Origin of the sequence: Pantoea ananatis PA13, assembly GCF_000233595.1 — a bacterium.
In the GTDB taxonomy this organism is placed as follows: domain Bacteria; phylum Pseudomonadota; class Gammaproteobacteria; order Enterobacterales; family Enterobacteriaceae; genus Pantoea; species Pantoea ananatis.
Window position 1 is genome coordinate 2,206,712 of record NC_017554.1, and the last position, 16,372, is coordinate 2,223,083.

Annotated in this window: 16 protein-coding genes; 11 read left to right on the plus strand and 5 right to left on the minus strand. The window is 52.2% G+C overall.

Going from position 1 to position 16,372, the window contains the following annotated elements:
- Window positions 1–405: 405 nt before the first annotated feature.
- On the minus strand, window positions 406–996 hold the full coding sequence (gene cobO / locus PAGR_RS10425; protein WP_013025937.1) for a cob(I)yrinic acid a,c-diamide adenosyltransferase: 591 nt from the start codon (window positions 994–996) through the stop codon (window positions 406–408).
- The gene (locus tag PAGR_RS10430; protein ID WP_014605736.1) at window positions 996–1,757 is read right to left on the minus strand and encodes a YciK family oxidoreductase; all 762 of its coding nucleotides are present in this window, start codon (window positions 1,755–1,757) and stop codon (window positions 996–998) included. Before PAGR_RS10430 ends, cobO begins: the two co-directional genes overlap by 1 nt.
- 173 nt (window positions 1,758–1,930) lie before the next feature.
- Here PAGR_RS10430 and sohB point away from each other — a divergent pair, with 173 nt between their 5' ends.
- The gene (gene sohB / locus PAGR_RS10435; RefSeq protein ID WP_014605737.1) at window positions 1,931–2,977 is read left to right on the plus strand and encodes a protease SohB; all 1,047 of its coding nucleotides are present in this window, start codon (window positions 1,931–1,933) and stop codon (window positions 2,975–2,977) included.
- Between the two features lie 30 nt (window positions 2,978–3,007).
- On the opposite strand, the gene PAGR_RS10440 is transcribed toward sohB, so the two are convergent.
- Complete coding sequence (locus tag PAGR_RS10440; protein ID WP_014605738.1) at window positions 3,008–3,256, minus strand: YciN family protein; 249 nt, start codon at window positions 3,254–3,256, stop codon at window positions 3,008–3,010.
- Between the two features lie 368 nt (window positions 3,257–3,624).
- Between PAGR_RS10440 and topA the strand changes: the two genes are divergently transcribed.
- From topA to acnA, 5 genes are all read left to right on the plus strand, one after another.
- Window positions 3,625–6,222, plus strand: a complete 2,598-nt coding sequence (gene topA, locus PAGR_RS10445; protein WP_013025933.1) for a type I DNA topoisomerase — start codon at window positions 3,625–3,627, stop codon at window positions 6,220–6,222.
- 190 nt (window positions 6,223–6,412) lie between these two features.
- Window positions 6,413–7,387, plus strand: a complete 975-nt coding sequence (cysB, locus tag PAGR_RS10450; protein ID WP_013025932.1) for an HTH-type transcriptional regulator CysB — start codon at window positions 6,413–6,415, stop codon at window positions 7,385–7,387.
- A gap of 495 nt (window positions 7,388–7,882) precedes the next feature.
- Window positions 7,883–8,041 carry a YmiA family putative membrane protein gene (locus tag PAGR_RS23125; RefSeq protein ID WP_013025931.1) on the plus strand — a complete coding sequence of 53 codons (159 nt, stop codon included), beginning with the start codon at window positions 7,883–7,885 and terminating at the stop codon, window positions 8,039–8,041.
- 36 nt (window positions 8,042–8,077) lie between these two features.
- A complete protein-coding gene (locus PAGR_RS10455; RefSeq protein ID WP_237711083.1) occupies window positions 8,078–8,224 on the plus strand; it encodes a YciX family protein in 147 nt (48 codons plus the stop codon).
- A gap of 400 nt (window positions 8,225–8,624) precedes the next feature.
- Complete coding sequence (gene acnA / locus PAGR_RS10460) at window positions 8,625–11,306, plus strand: aconitate hydratase AcnA (RefSeq protein WP_014605739.1); 2,682 nt, start codon at window positions 8,625–8,627, stop codon at window positions 11,304–11,306.
- A 31-nt stretch (window positions 11,307–11,337) separates the two neighbouring features.
- Here the strand turns inward: acnA and ribA are convergent, their stop codons facing one another.
- Window positions 11,338–11,931 (minus strand): GTP cyclohydrolase II, encoded by a 594-nt coding sequence (gene ribA, locus PAGR_RS10465; RefSeq protein ID WP_014605740.1) that lies wholly within the window; start codon window positions 11,929–11,931, stop codon window positions 11,338–11,340.
- Between the two features lie 228 nt (window positions 11,932–12,159).
- On the opposite strand from ribA, the gene pgpB reads away from it, so the two are divergent.
- The 5 genes from pgpB to yciH all read left to right on the plus strand — a co-directional run bounded on the left by pgpB (window position 12,160) and on the right by yciH (window position 15,769).
- Complete coding sequence (gene pgpB / locus PAGR_RS10470) at window positions 12,160–12,924, plus strand: phosphatidylglycerophosphatase B (protein ID WP_014605741.1); 765 nt, start codon at window positions 12,160–12,162, stop codon at window positions 12,922–12,924.
- A gap of 129 nt (window positions 12,925–13,053) precedes the next feature.
- Window positions 13,054–13,365, plus strand: a complete 312-nt coding sequence (locus tag PAGR_RS10475) for a LapA family protein (RefSeq protein ID WP_014593805.1) — start codon at window positions 13,054–13,056, stop codon at window positions 13,363–13,365.
- 6 nt (window positions 13,366–13,371) lie between these two features.
- Window positions 13,372–14,541 carry a lipopolysaccharide assembly protein LapB gene (lapB, locus tag PAGR_RS10480; protein WP_013025926.1) on the plus strand — a complete coding sequence of 390 codons (1,170 nt, stop codon included), beginning with the start codon at window positions 13,372–13,374 and terminating at the stop codon, window positions 14,539–14,541.
- A 194-nt stretch (window positions 14,542–14,735) separates the two neighbouring features.
- The gene (gene pyrF, locus PAGR_RS10485) at window positions 14,736–15,449 is read left to right on the plus strand and encodes an orotidine-5'-phosphate decarboxylase (RefSeq protein WP_014593804.1); all 714 of its coding nucleotides are present in this window, start codon (window positions 14,736–14,738) and stop codon (window positions 15,447–15,449) included.
- Window positions 15,446–15,769 carry a stress response translation initiation inhibitor YciH gene (yciH, locus tag PAGR_RS10490; protein ID WP_014593803.1) on the plus strand — a complete coding sequence of 108 codons (324 nt, stop codon included), beginning with the start codon at window positions 15,446–15,448 and terminating at the stop codon, window positions 15,767–15,769. The genes pyrF and yciH overlap by 4 nt, the downstream gene beginning before the upstream one ends.
- An 82-nt stretch (window positions 15,770–15,851) precedes the next feature.
- On the opposite strand, the gene osmB is transcribed toward yciH, so the two are convergent.
- Window positions 15,852–16,067, minus strand: coding sequence for an osmotically-inducible lipoprotein OsmB (gene osmB / locus PAGR_RS10495; protein WP_014593802.1), 216 nt, complete (start codon window positions 16,065–16,067; stop codon window positions 15,852–15,854).
- Between the last annotated feature and the right edge of the window lie 305 nt (window positions 16,068–16,372).

A 16,372-nucleotide genomic window follows, 5' to 3' on the forward strand; every position in this document is an offset into this window, starting at 1 on the left:
TATTAAAGCTAAATTATTTTTATCATTTCTTTAACATAAAAGGGTGATCCCGATCGGTTTCCGGCCCGACTGGCCCGGCACAATGTGACTGTGATCAATGAATGCTGGCGCGGGAAAGGGTTAATTTCAGGCATCATTAACTGGAAAGGGCGCGTAAAACCTAAGCGAAAAAATGACATTGATCGCCAGTTGAATGGGGTAAGGCCGTGAGCAGCCTGCCCAAATTGCCCCGACAACCTTAACGCGACACAGGGAAGGGCGCGTGGTGGGTCATCTCGCGTTTGAGCAAGGGATGGGGATGACAGCTAGAGCAAAGTGATAACAGATTGATAATTTGATTAAGACAAAAAAGAGGCGGGTCAGACGGTTTCACGCCTGACCTTTATGGCATTGTGTTAATTAACGCTACCAGTCTATGCCCTGTTGGGCCTGGATACCGGCGTCAAAAGCGTGCCTGACGGGGCGCATTTCCGTTACCGTATCGGCCATATCCAGCAGCGTGCGATGGCAGCCCCGGCCAGTAACGATCACGCTCTGATGCACCGGTCGCTGTTTCAGGGCCGTTACCACCGCCTCAAGCGGAAGATAATCCATGCTGACCATATAGGTGATTTCATCAAGTATCACCAGGTCCAGCCGGGGATCGGCCAGCATGCGCTGAGCATGTTGCCACACGGCAAGGCAGGCATCGGTATCGGTCTGGCGATTCTGCGTTTCCCAGGTGAAGCCGGTAGCCATCACCTGAAACTCCACGCCGTGCTGTTCCAGCAGATTGCGCTCGCCGTTTGGCCACTCGCCTTTGATAAACTGAATGGCTGCGGCACGCTTACCATGCCCGCAGGCGCGGAGCGCGGTGCCAAACGCCGCCGTGGTCTTACCTTTGCCATTGCCGGTAAACACCATCAGGATGCCCCTGACTTCACTGGCTGCGGCAATGCGGGCATCGACGTGTTCTTTCAAACGCTGCTGTCGCTGTTGGTGGCGTTCATCCGTCATTACTCGGCCGCTCCGGGTTTTCTGCCAGGCTGGGCATCAAAGCTGATACCGGTTTTGCGACGACTGTCGTCACCCATCAAATACAGGTAGAGCGGCATGATATCGGCGGGGGTTTTAAGTTTGCTGGCATCTTCCTGCGGAAACGCACTGGCACGCATTTTAGTCCGCGTACCGCCGGGATTGATACAGTTGACCCGCAACGCATGATTTTTATACTCATCTGCCAGCACCTGCATCATGCCTTCGGTGGCAAATTTCGATACCGCATAGGCTCCCCAGCCTGCCCGGCCGGTGCGGCCTACGCTAGACGTAGTGAAGACCAGCGAGCCGCTATCTGATTTTAACAACAGCGGCAGCAGGGCCTGGGTGAGGAAGAAAGTCGCATCAACGTTAATCTTCATCACCTGTTGCCACACCAGGGGATCAAGCTCGGCCAGCGGCGTGATGTCACCCAGAATACTGGCGTTATGTAAGACGCCATCCAGGTGTGAAAACCGTTGTGCCAGTTGCCCGGCCAGTTGGTGGCAATACGCCGGCGTGGCCTCAGACAGATCAAAGACTACCGAGTGTGCCGGACATTTGTTTAACTGATTAATCGCCTCTTCTGTCTGCTGCAGCTTTTCGGCGCTGCGCCCCAGTAAGATGACTTCCGCACCAAAGCGGGCATAGGTTAACGCGGCTTCCCGTCCAATGCCGTCAGAGGCACCGGTCACGAGAATCAGGCGATTCGCAAGTAAATCATTTTTGGGTTGGTAATGCATGTTGGGAGCCTCCCGCAACGTGAGGGTTTCACGCTTTATGCCTCAATTCAGGGCATGACGCAATTAGCAACAGGTACATTCTGTGCCAGGTGCTGGCATTTCAGGCGACGAGCCAAAATAAACCAGTTAAACTAACCCTTTGTCAGTAATCCTCTGTTTAATAAGGCGACACGATGGAACTTCTTTTGAATTATGGACTGTTTTTAGCAAAAGCGGTGACGGTGGTGATTGCCATTGCAGCGATCGTCATGATCGTTGTGAACGCCGCACAGCGCAAACGTCACCAGGGTGGGCAACTCCGTTTAACCCACCTCGGTGATGACTACAGCAAAATGAAAGAGGATCTGCAGCTTGAGAAAATGAAACCTCAGGCACAAAAGCTGTGGTTAAAAAATAATAAGAAAGCCGAGAAACAAAAGGCTAAAGCAGAGAAACGCGCAGTGAAGCAGGGCAGCCTTGAGACCGCCAGGCCGACGCTTTATGTGCTCGACTTTAACGGCAGCATAGATGCCAGCGAAGTGAAATCATTGCGTGAAGAAGTCTCTGCCATACTGGCAGTGGCCCAGCCCGGTGACGAAGTCCTGCTGCGGTTGGAAAGCCCGGGTGGCATGGTGCACGGCTATGGTCTCGCCGCCTCTCAGTTGCAACGCCTGCGTGACGCCGGATTAACACTTACGGCTGCCGTTGACAAGGTCGCGGCCAGCGGCGGTTACATGATGGCCTGTGTTGCCAGCCAGATCGTGGCGGCGCCCTTTGCGGTCATAGGTTCAATTGGCGTTGTCGCGCAAATTCCTAACTTCAATCGCCTGCTCAAGCGCAACGATATCGATGTTGAACTGCACACCGCAGGCCAGTACAAACGCACCCTGACACTGTTTGGTGAAAACACGGAGGAAGGGCGTGAGAAATTCCAGCAGGATCTGAATGAAACACATCTGTTGTTTAAGCAGTTCGTTCACGAAATGCGCCCGTCACTGGACATCAACCGTGTCGCCACCGGTGAGCACTGGTACGGACGCCAGGCCCTGACGTTAGGCCTGATCGATCGTATTTCAACCAGTGACGATCTGATTATTCAGCACATGGATAAATTTACCGTGCTGGGCGTGAACTACGTGCGTCGCCGTTCAAGAATCGATCGCCTGACCCACAGTTCAGGACAGGTATTTGAACGCCTGTTGCTAAAGTGGTGGCAACGCGGTGATAAACCGATGTTATGAGTACAAACCCGGCTTCGGCCGGGTTTGTTGTTATTGCAGGTGGTAGCGGGGAGACAGCTCAACCGCCAGGTGTTTAAAGAGATTGAAGACCGCGGTGGTTTTTGCCGTTGGCAACCCTTCTTCATCCAAAAAAAGCGGGCCACGGAAGACCAGCACATCACCCTGCTGACTGACCGCCTCCACCGCGACACCGGCTAAATAATCATCATGTTGCCTGAGCAGAGCATTGGCAATCTCCAGTAGTGCCTGGGGCGAAATACCCTGAGTCGGGTTGTGCATGTGTCGGCTCCTTTTTGACAGTCTGACAATTCTTTCTATATTACTTGCGTATCGCATCGTTCGACAAACGGCTGTAGGGGTAAAAAGGGGCTTTACTCACAACAGATGCTAATTAAGTTGCGTAACAGATTTTATCAGGTACAGTGTGGGCGTTTCAGATTCCAGGGATATTGCACCGGGAAGTGCGATTAAGTCAGGCAGAAAAAGCGATTTTTATCATAAAGTTGCATTGGACTGTAATCACTGACCAGAGATTGAGCCCCTCGTCCTGAAATAAAAAACAGGCGTAGCAATATTGAACCCCGTGGGTTTTTGGGCATCCAATCTTCTCCCGTAGAGCAGGACGTATTCATTAGGTAAAGGTAAATATGGGTAAAGCACTCGTTATTGTTGAGTCCCCGGCAAAGGCCAAAACAATCAATAAATACCTGGGCAGTGGCTACGTGGTGAAATCCAGCGTGGGCCATATCCGGGATCTGCCGACCAGTGGTTCAACCGCCAAAAAAAGTGCTGAAACCTCGACAGATAAAAAAGTCAAAAAAGTAAAGAAGGACGAGAAGGCCGCGCTGGTCAGCCGTATGGGCGTTGATCCCTATCATGGCTGGGAAGCGGACTACCAAATCCTGCCAAATAAAGAGAAGGTGGTCGCTGAACTCAAAGCCTTGGCTGAAAACGCTGACCACATTTATCTCGCAACCGACCTTGACCGCGAAGGGGAAGCCATTGCCTGGCACCTGCGGGAAGTCATCGGCGGCGACGACAAACGCTTTAGCCGCGTGGTGTTTAACGAAATCACCAAAAATGCGATCCGTCAGGCGTTTGATACGCCGGGCGAACTGAATATTGACCGCGTTAATGCGCAACAGGCACGCCGCTTTATGGACCGTGTTGTGGGCTACATGGTTTCGCCGCTGTTGTGGAAAAAAGTCGCGCGGGGATTATCCGCGGGCCGCGTACAGTCGGTTGCCGTGCGGTTAGTGGTTGAGCGTGAGCGCGAGATCAAAGCGTTTGTTCCTGAAGAGTATTGGGAACTCAGCGCTAACCTGACGACGCCGAAGGGCGATGACCTGGCGATGGACGTGACTCACGCGGGTGATAAGCCTTTCCGTCCGGTCAATCACGAACAGACGCATGCCGCCCTGGCGCTGCTTGAAAAAGCCCGCTTTGCCGTTACCGATCGCGAAGATAAGCCAACCAGCAGTAAACCCGGTGCGCCATTTATTACGTCTACGCTGCAGCAGGCCGCGAGTACCCGCCTGGGCTTTGGCGTCAAAAAAACCATGATGATGGCACAGCGACTTTATGAAGCGGGTCATATCACCTATATGCGTACCGACTCGACCAATCTGAGTCAGGACGCGGTTTCCATGGTGCGCGGCTATATCGAAGGGAATTTCGGTAAAAAGTATCTGCCAGACAACGCCAATACCTTTGCCAGCAAAGAGAATTCACAGGAAGCGCACGAAGCGATTCGTCCTTCTGACGTGGATGTGGTGGCTGAGCAGCTCAAAGATATGGAAGCGGATGCACAAAAGCTGTATCAGCTCATCTGGCGTCAGTTTGTTGCCTGCCAGATGACACCTGCTCAGTATGATTCAACCACGCTGACGGTAACAGCGGGGGATTACAAACTGAAGGCCAAAGGGCGCACGCTGCGTTTTGACGGCTGGACTAAGGTCATGCCCGCCCTGCGCAAGAACGATGAAGATCGCACCTTGCCGCCGGTGAACGTGGGTGACGAACTGAGCCTGCAGGCATTGCTGCCAAGCCAGCACTTTACCAAGCCACCGGCTCGCTTCAGCGAAGCCTCGCTGGTGCGCGAACTGGAAAAACGTGGAATTGGCCGGCCTTCGACCTATGCCGCTATTATTTCCACCATTCAGGACCGGGGCTATGTCCGGGTTGAGAATCGCCGATTTTATGCCGAGAAAATGGGTGAAATCGTCACCGATCGCCTGGAAGAAAATTTCCGCGAACTGATGAATTACGATTTCACCGCGCATATGGAAAGCAGCCTCGACCAGGTTGCCAACAATCAGGCGGAGTGGAAAGCGGTGCTTGATCGCTTCTTCTCAGACTTCAGCCAGCAGCTGGAACAAGCGGAGAAAGATCCTGAAGAAGGCGGCATGCAGCCAAACCAGATGGTGTTAACCACCATTGACTGCCCCACCTGCGGCCGCAAAATGGGCATTCGCACGGCCAGTACCGGCGTTTTCCTGGGATGTTCAGGTTACGCACTGCCGCCGAAAGAGCGCTGCAAGCAAACCATTAACCTGATTCCAGAAAATGAAGTGCTGAATATTCTGGAAGGGGACGATGCGGAAACCAATGCGTTACGCGCACGTCGTCGTTGCCAGAAGTGCGGCACGGCAATGGACAGCTACCTGATTGATAACGGACGCAAACTGCACGTGTGTGGTAACAACCCTGAATGCGATGGCTATGAAATCGAAGAGGGCGAGTTCCGAATCAAAGGTTACGACGGTCCGGTGGTTGAGTGCGAAAAGTGCGGGTCTGAAATGCACCTGAAGATGGGGCGTTTCGGTAAGTACATGGCCTGTACCAACGATGACTGCAAGAATACACGTAAAATTTTGCGTAATGGCGATGTGGCACCACCGAAAGAAGATCCGGTGCCGCTGCCAGAACTGCCGTGTGAAAAGTCAGATGCCTACTTTGTGCTGCGCGACGGTGCGGCGGGTGTGTTCCTGGCCGCTAACACCTTTCCAAAGTCACGTGAAACCCGTGCACCGCTGGTGGAGGAACTGCAACGTTTCCACGATCGCCTGCCTGAGAAGTTGAAATACCTGGCCGAAGCGCCAGCAACCGATCCGGAAGGCAATAAAACGTTGGTGCGCTTTAGCCGTAAAACGAAACAACAGTACGTTGCCTCTGAAAAAGAGGGTAAAGCGACGGGCTGGTCAGCGTTTTACATTGACGGCAAGTGGCAGGAAGCGAAAAAGTAATCCTCAGAGGCCAGCACACGCTGGCCTTTTTTCTCGCCTTATATCAATCCGTTCTACATTGTTTCTTAAAATGCTATAGTGGTTATAGCATTTCCGAACCCTTCTTGCTGCTCAGCACTCCTCCACCGGCCGGGGCGACAGTACGTCATCCGGGGATGCGACTCTGTAACCGACCAGGATAAAAAAAGATATGAAATTACAGCAGTTGCGCTATATCGTAGAAGTCGTGAACCACAATCTTAATGTCTCTTCGACAGCGGAAGGTCTTTATACCTCGCAGCCTGGCATAAGCAAACAGGTGCGTATGTTAGAAGACGAACTGGGCGTGCAGATTTTTGCCCGCAGCGGTAAACATCTCACCCAGGTGACGCCGGCCGGTGAAGAAATCATTCGTATTGCCCGCGAAGTCCTCTCTAAAGTCGACGCAATCAAGTCTGTCGCCGGTGAACATACCTGGCCAGATAAGGGCTCCCTGTATGTGGCGACTACCCATACTCAGGCTCGCTATGCCCTCCCGGGCGTGATCAAAGGATTTATCGAGCGCTATCCCCGTGTTTCACTGCATATGCATCAGGGCTCCCCAACGCAGATTGCCGAGGCGGTCTCCAAGGGAAATGCGGATTTTGCCATTGCTACGGAAGCGCTGCATCTGTACGACGACCTGATCATGCTGCCGTGCTATCACTGGAACCGCGCCATCGTTGTCACGCCCGATCATCCTCTGGCAGCTAAAGCGCAGGTAACGATTGAGGAGCTGGCCGATTTTCCGCTGGTCACTTATACCTTTGGTTTCACCGGTCGCTCGGAGCTGGATACCGCGTTTATGCGGGCGGGATTAACGCCGCGTATCGTTTTTACCGCGACGGATGCGGACGTTATCAAAACCTATGTCCGACTGGGGTTAGGGGTTGGCGTTATCGCCAGCATGGCCGTCGATCCCGTTGCCGATCCAGACCTGGTCAGAATCGAAGCCTCTGAAATTTTCACCAACAGCACGACCAAGATTGGCTTTCGTCGCAGCACCTTCCTGCGTAGCTACATGTATGACTTTATCCAGCGCTTTGCGCCTCATCTGACGCGAGATGTCGTTGATACGGCTGTCGCACTACGCTCAAACGAAGATATTGAAGCCATGTTTAAAGATATCAAACTGCCGTTTAAGTAACAGAGATGTCCAATCCCTTAGTCTCAGGCTGCCTTGTGCAGCCTTTTTTTTGTTTGAATGTTAGCGCCATGCTTAGGTTGATAAGTTTTATTATTTTTTTGTTAATGCTGCGTCGATCACATGTTTAATGTTTGCTGTATCTTAAATGCGAAACACAACACATTTTTGACGCGATATCTTTGCGGGCTGCCAGGATAATTCCCATACTCCAGTTAAGCCTTGATGGAGAAGCGTTAATTAGGGGGTGATTAAAAGACGGATTTAGTAATGACTGGATCTAAAGTTAAATTAACTCAAATTTTTGTCACTGCCGTTTACGTTTATTTGGAATAAGTCATTAATCATCACTTAAGTAATTTTTACCATTTTGATAAATTGCGTTAATCGTTTTGTGCAATAAAAATTACTGGATTTTTGGCCTTAACGGGTTTAGGATTCGTCCTAAATCTTAATCGATGTTATCAATCGTTTTGTTGAGAGTGATTATCAAAAACTATGACTACGAGACTGACTGTAGACCCGGGTTTCCCGGCTAAAAGCACCAAGGTTAAGCGCTCCGGTAACACTCGTCGCAACGCCTGGTTAACTGTATTTGCTGCCTCAGCGCTGTTTTGGGTTGTTGTAGCGTTAATGATTTGGCGCATCTGGGGTTAAGCCATGTGGGCAAACGCACTCTGCCATAAGCACACAATGACCACTCGTCAGCATCGCCTCTCTGGCTACAAAGCTAAAGAGCCGGTTGCAAAGGTGGAAAAAGTGTCTATCCCGGAAAGCTGGGATCTCAACGAACATCAACGCAATTTCATCGAGTCGTTTCTGGACCCGAAAGTAAAATAATTAATTATCGTTCTTTTCTTTTCGACACATCTTCTGTCATTCGGCTGCTTAAAAAAGCCTTTCACACGTAGCATAAAAGATGTCATCCGTTAAAACGGTTGGTAGTGCGGCTTTCTATTGCCCATTCGGCGCAGGAGTAATCTTATGAATATGATTAAAATGACCTGGTTCAGTGCCTATGCTTTCTCTTTTAGCGTGTGGATGGCAGCACTTTGGGCAGCCTTGTAATATATCGTTTCCTGTTAATAAATAATGCCTCGTAATTTTACGGGGCATTTTTGTTTGCGTCAGATTGTAGCAATTGGTGTTGTAATCAAAACGTTAACAGAAAAGTGGTCTATCTTTAAGCTAAACCTTGTTGTCTCTGAGGTTTAAAGACCATGATTATTAAGGAGGAGCTATGTCGTCAACCCTACGCGAGCAGAGTCAGGAAACACTGCAGGTAGATAATCAAAACTATCACATCTTCAGTCTACCTCGCGCATCACAACATCTCGGCAACATTGATCGTTTGCCTAAATCCATGAAAGTTCTGCTGGAAAACCTGCTGCGCTGGCAGGACGGTGATTCAGTCACGGAAGAGGATATCCAGGCACTGGTCGACTGGCAGAAAACGGCCCATGGCGATCGGGAAATTGCCTATCGCCCTGCGCGTGTATTAATGCAGGACTTCACTGGCGTGCCTGCCGTGGTGGATTTGGCCGCCATGCGTGAGGCGGTGAGTCGTCTTGGCGGCGACGTCGCCAAAGTGAATCCTCTGTCGCCGGTCGATCTGGTTATCGACCACTCTGTCACGGTTGACCATTTCGGTGACGATAACGCATTTGAAGAAAACGTGCGGCTGGAAATGGAGCGCAACCATGAACGCTACGTTTTTCTGCGCTGGGGCCAAAAGGCTTTTGATCAGTTTCGGGTGGTACCGCCAGGCACAGGTATCTGTCATCAGGTGAACCTGGAATACCTGGGCAAAGCGATCTGGCAGCAGAACATTAACGGTGAACGTTACGCCTGGCCTGATACGTTAGTCGGAACCGATTCTCATACCACCATGATCAATGCCCTGGGTGTACTCGGCTGGGGCGTGGGCGGGATTGAGGCAGAGGCCGCCATGCTTGGCCAGCCGGTTTCTATGCTGATCCCCGACGTCGTGGGTTTCAAGCTAACCGGGAAACTGCGTGCGGGCATCACCGCAACCGACCTTGTACTTACCGTCACGCAAATGCTGCGTAAGCATGGCGTTGTCGGGAAGTTTGTCGAGTTCTATGGTGATGGCCTGGCTGATCTGCCGCTGGCCGACCGTGCCACCATTGCTAATATGGCACCGGAATATGGCGCAACCTGCGGGTTTTTCCCGGTTGATGAAGTCACACTCAGCTATATGACACTAACCGGACGCGATGCCGAGCAGGTGGCACTGGTTGAACACTATGCTAAGCGACAGGGCCTGTGGCGTAACGCCGGTGATGAACCGATTTTCACCAGTAGCCTTGCGCTCGATATGAATGATGTCGAGTCGAGCCTGGCCGGACCGAAACGTCCGCAGGATCGCGTCTCGCTGGGGGATGTGCCCGCCGCTTTCGATGCCAGCAATGAGCTGGAAGTGAACCATGCACAGAAACCGCATAAGCAGGTCGATTATACCGACAGCGAGACCGGCCTGAGCCACACGCTGACCGATGGCGCGGTGGCGATTGCGGCGATTACCTCCTGTACCAACACTTCTAACCCCAGCGTGCTGATGGCCGCAGGGTTACTGGCGAAAAAAGCGGTTGAGCGGGGATTAAAACGCCAGCCGTGGGTCAAAGCGTCGCTGGCTCCGGGTTCTAAAGTGGTCTCCGACTATCTCGCGGTCGCGCAGCTGACACCTCATCTCGATAAACTGGGTTTTAACCTTGTGGGCTACGGTTGTACGACCTGTATCGGTAACTCGGGTCCGCTGCCGGATGAGATTGAATCGGCCATCAAAGAAGGGGATTTAACGGTAGGGGCCGTCCTGTCCGGTAACCGCAACTTCGAGGGCCGTATTCATCCGCTGATTAAAACCAACTGGCTGGCATCGCCACCGCTGGTCGTCGCCTATGCGCTGGCAGGTAATATGAAAATCAACCTGCAAACCGACCCGCTCGGTCACGATCATCAGGGTAAGCCGGTATTTCTGAAAGACATCTGGCCTTCACCTGAAGAGATTGCGACCGCCGTCCAGCAGGTCACCAGCGATATGTATCACAAAGAGTACGCTGAGGTATTTAACGGCACGCCAGAGTGGCAGGCCATTAAGGTAAGTGAAGCGGCTACCTACGACTGGGATGAAGGATCAACCTACATTCGCCTGTCGCCCTTCTTTGACGACATGGAAAAAGAACCTAAGCCGGTTCAGGATATTCATGGCGCGCGCCTGCTGGCGATTCTTGGTGATTCGGTCACCACTGACCACATCTCGCCAGCTGGTAGCATCAAAGCGGAAAGTCCGGCCGGTCGCTATCTGCTGTCCCACGGCGTGGAGCGGAATGATTTTAACTCCTACGGTTCACGGCGCGGCAACCACGAAGTGATGATGCGCGGGACCTTTGCGAATATCCGTATTCGAAATGAAATGGTGCCTGGCGTGGAAGGGGGTTACACCAAACACTATCCCAGCGGTGAGCAGTTGGCCATTTATGACGCGGCGATGAAATATCAGGCTGACGGCATTCCCCTGGCGGTGATTGCGGGTAAAGAGTACGGTTCAGGATCGAGCCGTGACTGGGCGGCTAAAGGGCCGCGTTTGCAAGGCGTCCGCGTGGTAATTGCGGAATCCTTCGAACGTATTCACCGTTCCAACCTGATTGGTATGGGGATTTTGCCGCTGGAGTTCCCTCAGGGCGTAACGCGTAAAACGTTAGGTCTGAAAGGTGATGAGGCGATAGATGTGGAAAACCTGGCGCAGCTTAAACCCGGATGCACCGTTTCTGTCACGCTAACCCGCGCAGATGGCAGTCAGGAGAAGCTGGATACGCGTTGCCGTATTGATACCGGTAATGAACTGACCTATTACCGAAACGACGGTATTCTGCACTACGTAATTCGTAACATGCTGAACTGATAAATCAGCCGGGGAAACCCGGCTGTTTCATTCAGGACTTCGGCAGAAGATGACCCATTTTTTCTGCCTTGGTATCAAGATAGTGCGCATTCTCAGGATTGCGCCCGACAACCAACGGTACCCGCTCAACAATATTGATCCCGGCTTCACCCAGAATTTCCACTTTCCGCGGATTGTTAGTGAGCAGCCGAACTTCATTTACGCCCAGTAACTTAAACATATCGGCACACAGCGTGAAGTCACGTTCGTCAGCGGCAAAGCCTAACTGATGATTGGCTTCAACGGTGTCGTAGCCTTTATCCTGCAACGCATAGGCACGAATTTTATTCAGCAGGCCGATGTTACGACCTTCCTGGCGGTGATAGAGCATTACACCGCGGCCTTCTTCAGCAATGGCATTCAGGGCCGCTTCAAGTTGGAAGCCGCAGTCGCAACGCAGGCTGAACAGCGCATCGCCAGTCAGACACTCGGAATGAACACGAGCCAGGACTGGTTGATTATCGTTAATATCGCCAAAGACCAGGGCAACATGGTCATGACCGGTTGCCAGTTCTTCAAAACCTACCATCAGGAAATCTCCCCATGGCGTGGGCAGTTTGGCTTCTGCCACCCGTTTAAGCTGCATGTGACTCTCCAGAACCCTCAAAGGATGCACTATCATCATAATAGTGCACAGGCCGATGCGGCCCGACAAACGTGGAATATTGTGCCACAACCGCGAGGCAGGCTGTTAATCTGTGTAAACGATTGTTGTGATAAAGCACGATTATCTAATCTTAAAAGGTTATGTTATTCTTTTTTAAGCTAAAGTTATGCTTTCGCAACAGGTTTTTACCGGGAAAAAGGAAAAGGGATGATTAAAATCTTTCAACGGACGCTGGCGGGAATGCTGCTGCTGCTTATTATGCCGGTTGCAGTATGGTTATCCGGTTGGCAATGGCAGCCTGGCGAAAGTAATACCTCTCTTAAGGTCTTGTTCTGGATGACCGAAACGGTCACACGGCCGTGGGGAATGCTGACCAGCCTGATTTTAAGCGCGTGGGTGCTGTGGTGCCTGCGTTTCAGGCTCAAACCGGCGCTGCTGCTCCTGGTGATCATGAATGCCACCATCCTGGCCGGTCAATACACAAAATCCTTTATCAAAGAGCAGGTGCAGGAACCCCGGCCCTATGTCGTCTGGCTGGAGAAAACCCACGGGCTGGACGACAAGACCTTTTACCAACTGAATCGTGAGCAACGTGGCCAGCGCGTCACGGCGCTGATTGCGGATGAATCCCATATTCCGGGCTGGCTGAAAAAGCACTGGGCCTTTGAAACAGGGTTTGCCTTCCCGTCCGGACACACGATGTTTGCCGCCAGTTGGGCCTTACTGGTCATCGGTTTACTTTGGCCACGCCGGCATTACAAAACGATTGTGCTTGTCGGACTCTGGGCAACAGGCGTCATGGGCAGTCGCCTGCTGCTGGGCATGCACTGGCCGCGCGATCTGGCCGTGGCAACATTCATTTCCTGGGTGTTTGTCGTGGTGGCAACCTGGCTTGCTCAACGCTTCTGTGGGCCGCTCAGCCTGCCACCGGAAGAGAAGCAGGAGGTGGCTGAACGGGAACAAGGATTGTAATTGCGCCGTTCAGCACCATATCTTTATCTTGAAACTGAGCAAAAGCTCTTCGTCTGATGCGGCCGGGAGCAGTATTTTTGCCGTAATTTTGGCATAATTCTATTCGACAACCTCACAACGGGATGCACTGTGAAATATTTGCTGATTTTTTTAGTGGTTTTGGTCATTTTTATCATTTCCGTGACCCTTGGCGCGCACAACGACCAGGTTATCACCTTTAACTATCTGCTGGCGCAGGGTGAATTCCGTATCTCTACGTTACTGGCAACGCTTTTCGGCGTCGGTTTTTTGCTGGGATGGGTTATCTGCGGACTCTTCTGGTTACGTCTTCGGGTCTCTCTGGCCAATGCACAACGTAAAGTTAAGCGCCTGCAGACACAGATTGATCAGAGCACGCCAGCGCCTGTCGGTAAACCGCTACCGCCGGCCGCGCAGGAATAAGTCTCCATGTTAGAGCTGCTGTTTCTGTTACTTCCTGTCGCCGCTGCCTATGGTTGGTACATGGGCCGCCGAAGCGCGCAGCAGGATAAGCAACAGGAATCAAACCGCCTGTCTCGTGACTACGTCGCAGGGGTAAACTTTTTACTCTCCAACCAGCAGGATAAAGCGGTCGATCTGTTTCTTGACATGCTCAAGGAAGACAGCGGCACGGTTGAAGCACACCTGACCCTTGGCAACCTGTTCCGTTCGCGCGGTGAGGTTGACCGCGCCATTCGAATTCATCAGTCTTTAATGGAAAGCGCGTCGCTAAGCTACGAACAACGCTTGCTGGCCATCCAGCAACTGGGGCGTGACTATATGGCAGCAGGTCTTTATGACCGCGCCGAAGACATGTTCAAACAGCTGACGGATGAGACAGATTTCAGGATCGGTGCACTGCAACAGCTGTTGCTTATTCATCAGGCAACCAGTGACTGGGTTCAGGCTATCGAGGTGGCTGAGCGGCTGGTTAAACTGGGCAAAGACAAGCAGAAGGGTGAGATTGCCCATTTTTATTGCGAACTCGCGCTGCAGGCAATGAGCAGCGACGATCTCGACAGGGCGATGACCCTGTTGAAAAAGGGGGAGTCAGCCGATCGTCAGAGCGCACGCGTCTCGATTATGATGGGGCGCATCCTGATGGAGAAAGGGGAGCACGCCAAAGCTATCGAGCATCTGCAGCGTGTTCTGGATCAGGATAAAGAGCTGGTCAGTGAAACGCTGCCGATGTTAGAAACCTGTTTTCAGCGTCTTAATCAGCCCGACGCCTGGGCCGCATTTCTTAAACGCTGTGTGGAAGAGAACACCGGCGCCGCGGCGGAACTGTATCTTTCCGCGATTCTGGAGCAGGAGCAGGGCGCGGAAGCGGCGCAAAACTACATCAATAACCAGTTACAGCGTCACCCCAACATGCGCGTATTCCATCGTCTGATGGAGTTTCACCTGCATGAAGCGGAGGATGGTCGTGCTAAAGAGAGCCTGATGGTGCTGCGCGATCTGGTCGGCGAGCAAATCCGCACGAAACCACGTTATCGCTGCCAGAAATGCGGCTTTACGGCTCATGCGCTCTACTGGCACTGTCCGTCATGCCGGACCTGGTCATCAGTCAAACCGATTCGCGGACTGGATGGGCAATAACCTGTTGGTTATTGTCTTCGGTTTTCAATGCATTTTAGTTACAACATACTAAAATTGTTAATTGCAGAAATTGCCTGACCTCCGTGCGTTTATCGCCTGGCAGCGCAACAGGGATTGTGATGCGAAAAGCGGGCAGGTAGAATGCGTGCCGTTTGTCTAACGCGCCAGCAGGTGCCTACCGCAGAGGAAATAGCATGGCCTTATCCCAGACTTCACCGGTGTTAGTGGCGCTTGATTACCACGATATGAACAGCGCACTGCATTTTGTCGATCAGATAGAGCCGGGCAGCTGCCGCCTGAAAGTGGGCAAAGAAATGTTCACATTGTTCGGCCCACAGCTGGTAAAAACCCTGCAACAACGTGGATTTGAGATCTTTCTCGACCTGAAATTTCACGACATCCCTAATACCACCGCCCGCGCGGTCGCTGCCGCCGCCGATCTTGGCGTCTGGATGGTGAACGTTCATGCGAGCGGCGGGGCACGCATGATGAATGCCGCCCGTGAAGCGCTTCTTCCCTATGGTGAGCAGGCGCCGTTACTGATTGCCGTCACCGTCCTGACCAGCATGGATGCTGAAGATTTACTGGGTTTGGGCATCACGCTGTCTCCCGCAGAGCAGGCTGAACGCCTGGCAAAACTCACGCGCGAATGCGGTCTTGATGGGGTTGTCTGCTCCGCACATGAAGCCGCGCGGTTCAAACAGGCGATCGGTCATGATTTTAAGCTGGTTACTCCCGGCATTAGGCCTCAGGGAAGCGACGCGGGCGATCAGCGCCGCGTTATGACGCCACAGCAGGCCCGCCTTGCTGGCGTCGATTATATGGTAATAGGACGTCCTATTACGCAGTCAGCGGACCCCGCAGCGACGCTTAAGGCGCTGTTGCAGGATTTGGAGAGCGTAAAATGAGTCGCGATAATCCCTTGGTGTATTCAACCGACGCTGGCCGTATCACTCAGCCCGAACAAAAGGCGGAACGGCCCAAAGGCGACGGCATTGTTCGCATTCAGCGCCAGACCAGCGGACGCAAAGGCAAAGGTGTCTGCCTGATTTCTGGCGTCGATATGGATGAGGCAGCACTGAACCAGCTGGCCGCTGAACTGAAGAAAAAATGCGGTTGTGGCGGGTCGGTGAAAGAGGGCGTGATCGAAATCCAGGGCGACAAGCGCGATTTATTAAAAAGCCTGCTGGAGGCCAAAGGGATGAAGGTAAAACTGGCTGGGGGTTGAAAGAAGAAACCGGACTACAAGGTAGTCCGGTTTTTTATTATGTAGATGCGCTGCGTAGCCGTGATTTATTGTTATAGCGTGCTTAGTGAACCTGGTGACCGATAATACCACCCACAGCTGCACCACCCACGGTACCCAGCGCGCTGCCGTTGGTTAATACAGAGCCACCAATTGCGCCGGCACCTGCGCCAATCGCAGTGTTACGGTCGCGTTTAGACCAGTTCGAACAGCCGCTTAACGCCACAACCAGCGTGGTCGCCAGGACAGCGGCGGTCACTTTTTTCATTGTAATTGTCATGAACTTCTCCTTTATTGTGTATGCAGATGCAACACAGTAAGTATAGCTGTGAAATTTTTTCAGGCCGCCTGTGAGGCATGATTACCGCATCCTTTCAGTATAAAAATGCCAGACACCATGGACAATCTGCTTGTAGCGGCTGAAAAGCATCATTAACAGATGGACCTGTCTGATGCCTGACAGAATTCTATTCATTTTGCAGAATTTCCGAAGATGGAAAATTCTTAATTCGCGACACAATTTTTCATTCACAGCCATTTTCCGCTGCTTTTTAGCTATTTGCTCCATAACGTTTTTTCTGCCTG